The organism is Inquilinus sp. YAF38, from assembly GCF_052113205.1.
Taxonomy (GTDB): Bacteria; Pseudomonadota; Alphaproteobacteria; order DSM-16000; family Inquilinaceae; genus Inquilinus.
Map to the genome: position 1 here is coordinate 1 of NZ_JBFRCU010000143.1, position 10,929 is coordinate 10,929.

The following is a 10,929-nucleotide window of genomic DNA, read 5'->3' on the forward strand; positions in this document are numbered from 1 at the left end:
GTTCGGCGCCGGCCGCGCGGTGGCCGGCACCGACCTCGCCGCCGCCATGGCCGCGGCCGACGGGCTGATCCACGCCACCCCGACCGGGATGGCGAACCATCCCGGCCTGCCGCTGCCGGACGAACTGCTGGCGCCGCGGCACTGGGTGGCCGAGATCGTCTACTTCCCGCTCGAGACCGAGCTGCTGTGCATCGCCCGCGCCCGCGGCTGCCGCACCCTCGACGGCGGCGGCATGGCGGTGTTCCAGGCGGTCGAGGCGTTCCGGCTGTTCACCGGCATCACGCCGGATTCCGACCGGATGACCCGGCACTTCGCCTCGCTCGGGCCGGGGTAACGGCCGCTGCGGGTGCAACCGCCGCCTCCGCCCCGCCCTGCAGCAGGCGGATGACGGCGTCGCCGATCATCCGCCGGTGCTTCTCGCGCAGCGCCGGCTCCGACAGGTCGCGGCGGAAGATGGTGCCGAAGGTGTGGCGGTTGGAGACGCGGAAGAAGCAGAAGGCGCTGATCAGCATGTGCAGGTCGACCGGATCGACCTCGGCCCGGAACACGCCCGCCTTCCGCCCGCGCTCCAGGATCGCGGCGATGGTCTGGACGATGCCGAGATTGGTGCTGCGGATCGAGGCGGTGTGCGCCAGATGCTCGGCCCGGTGGATGTTCTCGATGCTGACCAGGCGGATGAAGTCGGGATGCGCCTCGTCATAGTCGAAGGTGAATTCGGCCAGCCGCCGCATCGCCTCTTCCGGGGCCAGATCCTCCAGATGCAGCGCCGCCTCGGCGGTGCGGATGTCGGCATAGGCCTTCTCCAGCACCGCGTGGTACAGCCCCTCCTTGCCGCCGAAATAATAGTAGATCATGCGCTTGGAGGTGCGGGTGCGCTCGGCGATCGCGTCGACGCGCGCGCCGCTCAGCCCATGGGTCGCAAACTCCTCGGTCGCGACCTCGAGGATATCCTGCCTGGTGCGCTCGGGGTCGTTCTTGCGGGCGGTCTTCCGCTCCGCCGCGCCCGACTTGGTCCTGCCCGCCATCTCCTGGCCCGCTCCCCGCTCCCCGCACCGACGCCGCCGCCGATCGGCGGACGGTCTAGTTCTCCGGAACTTCACGGCCGCGAACAAGCGCTTTCGCGCCGCGCCCTTCTACACCAGCGCCAGCACCCGGCTCGGCCCGCCGGTCCCGCCCTTCACCTTGGGGCCGCCGAGGACCAGATGCGCGCCCTTGGCCGGCAGGCCGTCGAGATTGGCCAGGCATTCGACGCCCCAGCGCCCGCTCGGCAGCCAGGAATAATGCACCGGGAAGCGGCCGGTCTCGATGCCGAGATCGAGCGACAGGGTGTCGACGCCGATGCCCTTGACGCTGCGCTCGGTCATCAGCAGATGCGCCGTCTCGCCGTGGAAGCCCGGCGTGTGGTTCTTGCCGGCATCGTCCCGCCCGGCGAAGCGCGGCGACTGCAGCAGCCGGTGCCAGCCGGAATTCATGACCACGCAGCAGCCCTCGGGCAGCGGGCCGTTCGCCGCCTCCCAGCGCTTGATGTCATCGGGCGTCACCGCGCTGTCCGGGTCGTCCTGCGCCCGCTGCGAGATGTCGATCACCGCCAGCGGCACCACCAGGTCGGTGACCGGGATCTCGTCGACGCTGCGCCCGTCGGCCGAGAAGTGCAGCGGCGCGTCCATATGCGTGCCGGTGTGCTCCATCAGCGTCCAACGGTTGATGTTCAGCTTGTCCTTCGCGTAACGGAACACCGGCTCCATGGTGAACCATTTCGAGCCGTCGAAGGTCGGAAAGCCCTCGAACAGCGGATGGGTCAGGTCCTGCACCTCGGTGAAGGACCGTGCGGCCGGCGCCGCGACGGCACCGACCACGGGGGCGGCCGAGGCGGCGGCCAGGGCGATGCCGCCCTTCAGCACGCCGCGCCGGGTGACATGGCGGCAGATCGTTTCCAGACAGCCCGGTGGGCACATGGCGCTCCCTCCCTTGCCGCGCCCGAATGACCGATCCTCGCCGGATCACGCCTCGGCGCTTGACTATACGTACCAGTTCGTACATTTCTGAGGAAGAAGAATTCGGAACCGGCGAAGCCACGGCCGGCGGCCATCACAGGGAGAGCCCGATGCGTCTTGCCGTCGAGAGCTATTTCGCGCTGCTGAAGCTGCTGATGGCCCTGCTGCTCGCCGGAATGGTGGTGCTGGTCTTCGGCAACGTCGTGCTGCGCTACGCCTTCAACCAGGGGCTGACCGCGTCGGAGGAGCTGTCGCGGCTGTTCTTCGTCTGGCTGATCTTCCTCGGCGCCGTGGTCGCGCTGCGCGAGCGCGGCCATATCGGCGTCGACACGCTGCTGCGTCGCCTGCCCCGGCCCGCGGCCAAGGCCTGCCTCGCCCTGTCCGGCGCGCTGGCGCTGCTGGCGATCTGGCTGCTGCTGAAGGGCAGCGTCGAGCAGGCCGTGATCAACCTCGACGTCGCCTCGCCGGCCGTGGGCTACCCGATGGCGCTGATGTACGGCGCCGGCATCGCCTTCGCCGTGCCGGCCGCGCTGATCATCCTGGCCGACCTCGCCCGCCTCATCCTCGGCCGGGCCGGGCCGGAGGAGCTGATCCTGGTCCGCGACTCCGAGGAACTCGCCGGCCTCGACGAGCCCGCGGCCCCCCGAACTGCCAGGAAGCGCTGAGCCGTGGTCGTCGCGGTCTTCCTGTCGTCGCTGCTGGGCACCATGGCGATCGGCATGCCGATCGCCTTCGCCCTGATCCTCAGCGGCGTCGCGCTGATGATCCATCTCGGCCTGTTCGATTCCCAGATCGTCGCCCAGAACGTGATCAACGGCGCCGACAGCTTTCCGCTGATGGCCGTGCCCTTCTTCATGCTGGCCGGCGAGGTGATGAACACCGGCGGCCTGTCGCGCCGCATCGTCGACCTGGCCATGGCGCTGGTCGGCCATATCCGCGGCGGGCTCGGCTTCGTCGTCATCCTGGCCGCCTGCCTGCTGTCCAGCCTGTCCGGCTCGGCCCTGGCCGACGCCGCGGCGCTCAGTGCCCTGCTGCTGCCGATGATGCTGAAATCCGGCCACGGCGCCGCCCGGTCCGGCGGGCTGATCGCCTCGGCCTCCATCATCGGCCCGATCATCCCGCCCAGCATCGGCTTCGTGCTGTTCGGCGTCGTCGGCGGCGTCTCGATCACCAAGCTGTTCCTGGCCGGCATCGCGCCCGGCCTGATGATCGCGCTGGCCCTCTGCGTCGCCTGGCTGCTGGTGGCCCGGCGCGAGCAGATCGACCTGCCGCCGCGCCGCAGCGGGGCCGAGCGCCTGCGCGCCCTGATCGACAGCCTGTGGGCGATGATGCTGCCGGTGATCATCGTCGTCGGGCTGAAATTCGGCGTGTTCACCCCGACCGAGGCCGGCGTGGTCGCCGCCGTCTATTCCCTGTTCGTGGCCATGGTCGTGTATCGCGAGCTGGGGCCCGGGCAGCTGTTCGACGTGTTCGTCTCGGCCGCCAAGACCACCGCCGTGGTGATGTTCCTGGTGGCGGCCGCCGGCGTCTCCGCCTGGCTGATCACGGTCGCCGACCTGCCGGGCCAGCTGGCCGCCATGCTGGACCCGTTCATGGACAGCCCGATGCTGCTGATGGCGGTGATCATGCTGCTGGTCGTCGCGGTCGGCACCGCGATGGACATGACCCCGACCATCCTGATCCTGACGCCGGTCCTGATGCCGGTGATCAAGCAGGCGGGCATCGACCCGGTGTATTTCGGCGTGCTGTTCATCATCAACAATTCGATCGGCCTGATCACCCCGCCGGTCGGCACCGTGCTGAACGTCGTCTGCGGCGTGTCGAAGCTGTCCATGGAGGACCTGATGAAGGGCGTCTGGCCCTTCCTCCTGGCCGAGCTGGCGGTGCTGGCCCTGCTGATCCTGTTCCCGGAGCTGGTCATGGTTCCGGCCAAATGGCTGGCCCGATGACCGCGCCGGCCGACACCAACGAAGTCGAACAATCCTTGGGAGGATCATCATGTCCAGGACCCTGACCGGCCTGATCGCCGCGCTGTCGGCGGCGCTGCTGCTGGCCCCGGCGGCACGGGCCGAGATCCGCGAGCAGCACATCAAGTTCGCGGCAGCGAACAGCAAGGGCCATCCCCAGGTCATGGGCATGGAGAAGTTCGCCGCCATCGTCGCCGAGAAGAGCGGCGGCAAGATCATGGTGCAGCTGTTCCCGGGCGGCACGCTGGGCGGCGACGTGCAGACCCTGTCGGGGCTGCAGGGCGGCATCGTCGAGATGACGGTGATGAACGCCGGCATCCTGGCCGGCAACGCCCCGGCCTTCGGCGCGGTCGACCTGCCCTTCCTGTTCGACACGCCGCAGGAGGCCGATGCGGTGATGGACGGCGCCTTCGGCGACCATCTGCTGACCCTGCTGCCCGAGAAGGGGCTGGTCGGCCTGGCCTATTGGGAGCTGGGGTTCCGCAACCTGACCAACAACCGCCATCCGGTGGCGAAGGTCGACGACATCAAGGGGCTGAAGATCCGGACCATCCAGTCGCCGATCCCGATCGCCGTGTTCAACGCGCTCGGCGCCAACGCCGTGCCGATGCCCTATCCCGAGCTGTACGGCGCGCTGGACACCGGCACCGTCGACGGCCAGGAGAACCCGTCGGCCAACATCATCAACGCCAAGTTCTACGAGGTGCAGAAGTACCTGACCCTGACCCGGCACCAGTACAACCCGCAGATCGTCCTGGTCAGCAAGTCGTTCTGGGACAAGCTGAACGACGAGGAGCGGGCGGTGCTGCAATCGGCCGCCACCGAGGCGCGGGACTATCAGCGCCAGGTGTCGCGCGAGGCCGACGCCAAGGCGCTGGACGAGATCCGCGCCAACGGCATGGAGGTCACCGAGCTGCCACCCGACGAGGTGGCGAAGCTGCGCGCCGCCACCGCGCCGGTGGTCGAGGAGTTCCGCCCCAAGATCGGCGCCGACACCATCGCGCTGCTGCAGGCCGAACTGGACAAGCTGCGGAAGAAGTGAGCCACGGCGGGAGGTCGTTCCGATGAAGACGTCGATCGCCACCGTGTCCCTGAGCGGCGACCTGCGCGACAAGCTGGAGGCGATCGCCGCCGCCGGCTTCGACGGCGTCGAGATCTTCGAGAACGACTTCCTGTCCTTCGACGCGGCGCCGCGCGAGGTCGGGCGGATGGTGCGCGACGCCGGGCTGGTCGTGACCACCTTCCAGCCCTCCCGCGACTTCGAGGGCATGCCGGAGCCGCAGCGTACGCGCGTGTTCGAGCGGGCCGAGCGGAAGTTCGACCTGATGGCCGAGCTCGGCGCCGACCTGCTGCTGGTCTGCTCCAACGTCTCGCCGGCGGCGCTGGGCGGCATCGACCGCGCCGCCGCGGATTTCCGCGAGCTGGGGGAACGGGCGGCGAAGCGCGGGCTGAAGGTCGGCTTCGAGGCGCTGGCCTGGGGCCGGCACGTCAACGACCACCGCGACGCCTGGGAAATCGTGCGCCGCGCCGACCATCCGGCCATCGGGCTGATCCTGGACAGCTTCCACACCCTGTCCCGCGGCATCGACCCGGACAGCATCCGCGCCATCCCGGCCGACCGGATCTTCCTGGTCCAGCTGGCCGACGCGCCGCGTCTGGAGATGGACCTGCTGTCCTGGAGCCGGCATTTCCGCAACCTGCCCGGCCAGGGCGACCTGCCGGTGACCGCCTTCACCGAGGCGGTGGCCGCGACCGGCTATGACGGCGTCTACTCTCTCGAAATCTTCAACGATCATTTCCGCGCCGGCTCGGCCCGGTCGGTCGCGATCGACGGGCGGCGGTCGCTGCTGCAGCTGGCCGACACGCTTGAGCGGCGCAAGCCCGACGCCGAGCGGGCCGGGCCGCTGCTGCCGGAGCGCGCCCGGTGCCTCGGCGTCGAGTTCGTCGAATTCGCCGTCGACGAGGCCGGCGCGATCGAGCTGGAGGCGCTGTTCGCCGGCCTGGGCTTCGCCCGGCGCGGCCGGCACCGGTCGAAGGACGTGACCCTGTGGTCGCAGGGCGGCATCGCCCTTCTCGTCAACCGCGAGAAGGAGGGCTATGCCCATGCCGCCTACATCATGCATGGGCCGGCCGCCTGCGCGATCTGCCTCAAGGTCGACGACGCCCGGGCGGCGGCGGCGCGGGCCGCCGCCCTGCTGGCGACCGGATTCCGCCAGGAGGTCGAGCCCGGCGAGCTGGAGATCCCGGCGATCCGCGGCGTCGGCGGCAGCCTGATCTATCTGGTCGATGCCACAAGCGCGCTGGCGCGATGGCGCGAGGTCGACTTCGTCCCGGTCGAGGGCGCGGCGCCGGAGACCGGGCTGGCGCGGATCGACCACCTGTCGCAGTCGATGCAGTATGACGAGATGCTGTCCTGGCGGTTGTTCTACAGCGCGATCTTCGACCTGGCGAAGACGCCGGAGCTGGAGATCCCGGACCCCGCCGGGCTGGTGCGCAGCCAGGTGGTGCAGAACACCGAAGGCACGCTGCGCATCGTGCTGAACGCCTCGCAAAGCCACCGCACCCTGTCGGCGCGCTTCCTGTCGGAGTTCTTCGGCTCCGGCATCCAGCACATCGCGCTGGAGACGGACGACATCTTCGCCACGGCGGCGCGGATGCGGCAGGCCGGCGTCGAGTTCCTGCCGATCCCGGCCAACTATTACGACGACGTCGAGGCCCGCTTCGCGCTGGAGCCCGATCTGCTCGACCGGCTGCGCGAGGCCGGGATCCTGTATGACCGCGATGGCGGCGGCGAGTTCTTCCAGCTCTACACTACCAGCTTCGCCGACCGCTTCTTCTTCGAGATCGTGCAGCGCCGGTTCTATGCCGGCTTCGGCGCCGCCAACGCCCCGATCCGCCTGGCGGCACAGACGCGGCTCGCGCCGGACGTCACCATGCCGCGGATCTGAGGCGGCTTAGGAGACACTTGAGAACATGCGCTTCAAAGCTTCTTATACCAGCCCACATTTGACGATGACCCCTGTTCCATACCGTCATGGCGAGGAGCGTAGCGACGTGGCCATCCAGGATGGTCGGGTTCGTTCCGGCTGCACGACTGGATGGCCACCCCCGGCTTTCGCCGGGGTCGCCATGACGAGGAAGGGGCCGGAGAGTCGACCTTGAGAAAGTTTGATATTACTTGTCATGGCCGGGCTTGACCCGGCAATCCAGAAGATGTCGACGGCCTCTGGATGCCCGGGTCAAGCCCACGGCTGTCCGGTTAAGGAAAAATCGCAACCAAATCCTGTTTATCTTAGGTCGATATTCTATTTAGTTGTCATCCTCGGGCTTGACCCGAGGATCCAGGGGCTGTCAGAGCGGCTCTCCATGGCCCCTGGATTGCCGGGTCAAGCCCGGCAATGACAATAAAAATCTAGTTCGGTACCTAGATCTGCAACCCGAAAAGCTTAACCGGACACTCGTGGGTCGAGCTCGGGCATGACAGTCTTTTTGATTCAGTTGTTGTTCGGAATGGCCTCATATCAGGACCTGAAATAAAGACCCGTCATGGCGAGCCCCGAAGGGGCGTGGCCATCCAGCGGCTCGATCTCTGGATGGCCGCGGCGCTGCGCGCCTCGCCATGACGGGGAAGGGCTGCAAGATCGATCTCGAGGGCGCCGGCACTATTTGATGTCGCCCTGATCCAGGCGGGGCCAGTTCGCATTGGCCTGGTCGATATAGCCCTTGGGGTCCTTTGCCCAGGTGTCGCGGACGCCGAGGTCGTAGTTCAGGTACAGCCGGCCGTCGACAATCGACCAGGCCTCGGGCTCGATCTTCACCAGGTAGCCGCGCGACGTGCCATAGGCGCAGAAGCCGCCGAAGGCCGGCATGTACTTCTCCGGATCGGCCTCGAACAGCGCCTTGTCCTCGGCGCTGGCGAACCACCAGGTGGCGCCGGCGTGCTGCGCGGCGAATTCGGGCTTTCCCTGGCGCGGCCCGCCTTCACGGAAATAAGCGACCGGATCGTAGCCGCGGATGGCGACGTGATCGGCCGGTGCCCCCAGCGTGTTGACGGGGTGCTGTGCGTCCTGCGCCGGGGCGGCCAGGGGCACGATGCAGACCAGCGCGGCCAGCGCCAGCAGGGTGCGTCGGAACATGATCGGCTCCTTTCGGGAATGCGGGGTCACTGGGCCAGCAGTGCTGCGGCGCGCAGCCGGGCCAGCTCCTCCTCCAATTCGCGGATGCGGCGGTCCTTGCGGGCCAGCTCGCGGGCGACGGCGTCGTTGGACCGCTTCGGGTCCTCGGTGCTTCGGGTCATGGCAGAACCTCGCTGGTGATCGGGGTGGTGGGCAGGCCCAGCGCGCTGAGGGCGCCGTCCAGCCAGTCGGCCCGCACCTCGTGCCCGCCATCATGCAGGCACAGGGTGATCGGGCCGCGCTCGCAGCCCTGGACCTGGGTGCAGGCGATGCCGGCGATCGTCATCGGCGTGTCGGTGCCGGACCGGCAGCCGGCCCGCGCCTCCAGCACTGCGAGGCTGAGAAACGTGTCGCCCTGGTGCCAGCGGTCGCCGATGGCGCGGCCGGCCAACGGGAAGGTGCGGTCGGCCCGGCCGTGGACATGCACCAGCGGCGGCGGCACGGCCTGGCAGTCCGACGGAAGCGGCAGCGGGTCCCAGAACACGCCGGAGAAGGTGACGGCGCCGGCGACGCGGCCGCCGAGATGGCAGGCGACATACCAGGCCATCGACGCGCCCTGCGAGAAGCCGCCGACCACCACCCGGTCCGGGCCGAAGCCGAAGCGGCGCTGCAGGTCGTCCAGCACCTCGCCGACGAAGCGGGTCTCGTCGCGGTCGTGGCTGGGCGAGGTCGCGAAGGACCAGGTGTGGTCAAGCCCGTCCGGGGCGGCGAAGGCCAGGCCGTGCGCGCGGGCCACCGCGATCAGCTCGGCCGCCCGCATCTGCTCGGCGGCCGAGCCCTCATAGCCATGGAAGAACAGATAGACCCCGGCCGGTGCGCCTCCCGGCGGCAGGGCGATGCGGTATTCGCCGTCGGCGACGCGGCACGGCACGTCGCCGCCGCAGGCTGCCGCGGCCGCGCCCGGCAGCAGCAGCGCGGCCAGAGCGATCAGGGCGGGCCGCATCATGCCGGCACCGCCGCTGGCCGGGCCGGCACTGCCTTGAACCAGGCCACGGCATAGGCCACCGCGACCAGCACGCCGAAACCGGCCAGGTTGGCGGCCGCCACGGTGAACGGATCGCGGCCGGCATGGTCCAGCACCATACCCAGCAGCTGGGCCGTGACCATGCCGCTGACGAACACGGCCAGGGTCTGCTGCCCAACCTTGGAGATCACGGCGACCGCCGCGCCCTTCAGCCGCGCCCCGCCGGGCCCGACCAGATGCACCGCCAGATAGGCCAGCGCCAGGAAATGGACCAGCCGCAGGATGCCGAAATGAGTCTTGTCGGTGAGGGGCGCCAGCGCCTGGGCCCAGCCGCCAAAGAACGGCGAGGCTTCTAGGATCCGATAGTAAGCGAAGGGCACGGTCGCCAGCACGAAGGCAGTGGCGAACGCGATCAGGATCCGATTGAAGCCCGGCGCTGGCAGGGTGCGCCGCATCAGGAAGAAGCCGAGATAGAACAGCAGCTGCCAGCCGAAGGGGTCGAAGAACCAGCTGCGATCCGACCAGGGCTCGGCCGGCAGGTCCAGCAGATGCGCCTGGGTCAGGCCCCAGATCGCCGCCATCAGCACGAAGGGCAGCACTTTATGCAGCCGCTCGGCCAGAATCATCGCCGGCATCAGCGCCAGGATCACCAGGTACATCGGCAGGATGTCGAAGTAGTTCGGCACATAGGCCAGGGCCAGGAACCGCGGCAGCAGGCCCATCGGATCGGCGAAGAAATGCGGCAGGTTGAGCTCGACGATATAGCTCTCGCCGCCCGGCCGGGTGCCGGCCGCCGCCGCCAGCGCGGCGATGACGACGAAGACCGCGACATGGATCCAGTAGATCTGCCAGACCCGGCGGGCGACCCGGCCGGTGCCGCGAGCGAAGCCGTCGCGGTCGAACACCCGGCCGAAGGCGATGGCCGAGGCCATGCCGGACAGGAACACGAACATCTCGGTCGCGTCGGAGAAGCCGAAGCGCGCCGGGATCCACAGGATCCACTGATTGTCGGGGATATGCGCGGTCAGGATGATCAGCATCCCGAGGCCACGGAAGACGTCGAGCCGCGGATCGCGCCGAGGCTTTACCCCGGCGGCGCTGGACAGCGCCTCGCGCGCCGGCGGCTCAGAAGGCCTGGTGATATGCATCGGCGTCGAACCTGCAGGCGATCAGGGTGAAGCGGTCGCGGGTGCGGGCGGCGGCCAGCTCCTCCGCCAGCTCGGCAGCGCCGGCGACGGTGCGGCCATGGCCGCCGAAGCCTTCGGCGACCGCGGCGAAATCGGTCAGGCCCAGGGCGACGCCATGCGGCGCCAGCCCAGCCGAATTCTGCTTCAGGGCGATCAGGGCGAGGCTCCGGTCCTGGAACAGCACGATGGTGACCGGCAGGCCGAGGTCGCGCAGCGTCGCCAGCTCGCCGATCCCCATCTCCAGCCCGCCATCGCCCATCACGGCGACGATTCGGCGCGACGGGTCGGCGACCTTGGCGCCGATCGCCAGCGGCAGGGCCGCGGCCATGGTGCAGAAGCCGGTCGACTGCAGCAGCGACAGCGGCCGCCGCGCGACCCATTTCTGGGATAGGAGGATGCGGTGGGCGCCGGCATCGACGGTGACCAGGTCGTCCTCACCGACCGCACGGTTCAGCACCTCGATGATGGCGTGCGGGCCCCAGTCGGCGCGGGCGGCGAAGCGTTCGGCCAGCGCTGCCCGCGCCGCGGCCGGCTCGCCGTCGGGCCAGGTCGGCGTCGCCTTTCCGGCTTCCACAGTACCTCTCCCGCTTGCGGGAGAGGTCGGAGCCGCGCCAGCGGCTCCGGGTGAGGGCYCTTTGTCGA

Annotated in this window: 11 protein-coding genes and 1 pseudogene; 5 read left to right on the forward strand and 7 right to left on the reverse strand. The window is 69.3% G+C overall.

The features are described from left to right. A pseudogene (locus tag AB4Z01_RS34545) lies at positions 1-334 on the forward strand (shikimate dehydrogenase); the annotation flags it as partial. Here AB4Z01_RS34545 and AB4Z01_RS34550 read toward each other — a convergent pair. Further along, positions 279-1,025: a TetR/AcrR family transcriptional regulator gene (locus AB4Z01_RS34550; RefSeq protein WP_441701144.1), complete on the reverse strand. Its 747-nt coding sequence runs from the start codon at positions 1,023-1,025 to the stop codon at positions 279-281. The pseudogene AB4Z01_RS34545 and the gene AB4Z01_RS34550 overlap by 56 nt on opposite strands. Positions 1,026-1,133: 108 nt before the next feature. After that, the gene (locus AB4Z01_RS34555; RefSeq protein WP_441701146.1) at positions 1,134-1,955 is read right to left on the reverse strand and encodes a cyclase family protein; all 822 of its coding nucleotides are present in this window, start codon (positions 1,953-1,955) and stop codon (positions 1,134-1,136) included. A gap of 149 nt (positions 1,956-2,104) precedes the next feature. On the opposite strand from AB4Z01_RS34555, the gene AB4Z01_RS34560 reads away from it, so the two are divergent. From AB4Z01_RS34560 to AB4Z01_RS34575, 4 genes are read left to right on the forward strand one after another with little or no spacing between them, the layout of a single operon-like run. After that, complete coding sequence (locus AB4Z01_RS34560) at positions 2,105-2,659, forward strand: TRAP transporter small permease (protein ID WP_441701148.1); 555 nt, start codon at positions 2,105-2,107, stop codon at positions 2,657-2,659. A 3-nt stretch (positions 2,660-2,662) separates the two neighbouring features. Further along, a complete protein-coding gene (locus AB4Z01_RS34565) occupies positions 2,663-3,943 on the forward strand; it encodes a TRAP transporter large permease subunit (protein WP_441701150.1) in 1,281 nt (426 codons plus the stop codon). Positions 3,944-3,992: 49 nt separating this feature from the next. Next, entirely contained in the window at positions 3,993-5,003 is a 1,011-nt protein-coding gene (locus AB4Z01_RS34570; protein ID WP_441701152.1) for a TRAP transporter substrate-binding protein, read from the forward strand. A 22-nt stretch (positions 5,004-5,025) separates the two neighbouring features. Next, positions 5,026-6,909 carry a bifunctional sugar phosphate isomerase/epimerase/4-hydroxyphenylpyruvate dioxygenase family protein gene (locus AB4Z01_RS34575; RefSeq protein ID WP_441701154.1) on the forward strand — a complete coding sequence of 628 codons (1,884 nt, stop codon included), beginning with the start codon at positions 5,026-5,028 and terminating at the stop codon, positions 6,907-6,909. Positions 6,910-7,623: 714 nt separating this feature from the next. Here AB4Z01_RS34575 and AB4Z01_RS34580 read toward each other — a convergent pair. From AB4Z01_RS34580 to AB4Z01_RS34600, 5 genes are read right to left on the reverse strand one after another with little or no spacing between them, the layout of a single operon-like run. Then, complete coding sequence (locus tag AB4Z01_RS34580) at positions 7,624-8,097, reverse strand: YHS domain-containing (seleno)protein (protein WP_441701156.1); 474 nt, start codon at positions 8,095-8,097, stop codon at positions 7,624-7,626. Between the two features lie 26 nt (positions 8,098-8,123). After that, on the reverse strand, positions 8,124-8,258 hold the full coding sequence (locus AB4Z01_RS34585; protein ID WP_441701158.1) for a hypothetical protein: 135 nt from the start codon (positions 8,256-8,258) through the stop codon (positions 8,124-8,126). Next, entirely contained in the window at positions 8,255-9,082 is an 828-nt protein-coding gene (locus AB4Z01_RS34590; RefSeq protein ID WP_441701160.1) for an alpha/beta hydrolase family esterase, read from the reverse strand. Before AB4Z01_RS34590 ends, AB4Z01_RS34585 begins: the two co-directional genes overlap by 4 nt. Further along, a complete protein-coding gene (locus AB4Z01_RS34595; RefSeq protein WP_441701162.1) occupies positions 9,079-10,248 on the reverse strand; it encodes an OpgC family protein in 1,170 nt (389 codons plus the stop codon). The genes AB4Z01_RS34590 and AB4Z01_RS34595 overlap by 4 nt, the downstream gene beginning before the upstream one ends. After that, a complete protein-coding gene (locus AB4Z01_RS34600; RefSeq protein WP_441701164.1) occupies positions 10,226-10,861 on the reverse strand; it encodes a thiamine pyrophosphate-dependent enzyme in 636 nt (211 codons plus the stop codon). The genes AB4Z01_RS34595 and AB4Z01_RS34600 overlap by 23 nt, the downstream gene beginning before the upstream one ends. Positions 10,862-10,929 lie beyond the last annotated feature (68 nt).

What these genes read in the sequence shown, in the direction of transcription:
- AB4Z01_RS34580 (WP_441701156.1), bottom strand. Translation starts at nt 8,097, where the DNA reads ATGTTCCGACGCACCCTGCTGGCGCTGGCCGCGCTGGTCTGCATCGTG.
- AB4Z01_RS34555 (WP_441701146.1), bottom strand. Translation starts at nt 1,955, where the DNA reads ATGTGCCCACCGGGCTGTCTGGAAACGATCTGCCGCCATGTCACCCGG.
- AB4Z01_RS34585 (WP_441701158.1), bottom strand. Translation starts at nt 8,258, where the DNA reads ATGACCCGAAGCACCGAGGACCCGAAGCGGTCCAACGACGCCGTCGCC.
- AB4Z01_RS34590 (WP_441701160.1), bottom strand. Translation starts at nt 9,082, where the DNA reads ATGATGCGGCCCGCCCTGATCGCTCTGGCCGCGCTGCTGCTGCCGGGC.
- AB4Z01_RS34560 (WP_441701148.1), top strand. Translation starts at nt 2,105, where the DNA reads ATGCGTCTTGCCGTCGAGAGCTATTTCGCGCTGCTGAAGCTGCTGATG.
- AB4Z01_RS34570 (WP_441701152.1), top strand. Translation starts at nt 3,993, where the DNA reads ATGTCCAGGACCCTGACCGGCCTGATCGCCGCGCTGTCGGCGGCGCTG.
- AB4Z01_RS34550 (WP_441701144.1), bottom strand. Translation starts at nt 1,025, where the DNA reads ATGGCGGGCAGGACCAAGTCGGGCGCGGCGGAGCGGAAGACCGCCCGC.
- AB4Z01_RS34575 (WP_441701154.1), top strand. Translation starts at nt 5,026, where the DNA reads ATGAAGACGTCGATCGCCACCGTGTCCCTGAGCGGCGACCTGCGCGAC.
- AB4Z01_RS34595 (WP_441701162.1), bottom strand. Translation starts at nt 10,248, where the DNA reads ATGCATATCACCAGGCCTTCTGAGCCGCCGGCGCGCGAGGCGCTGTCC.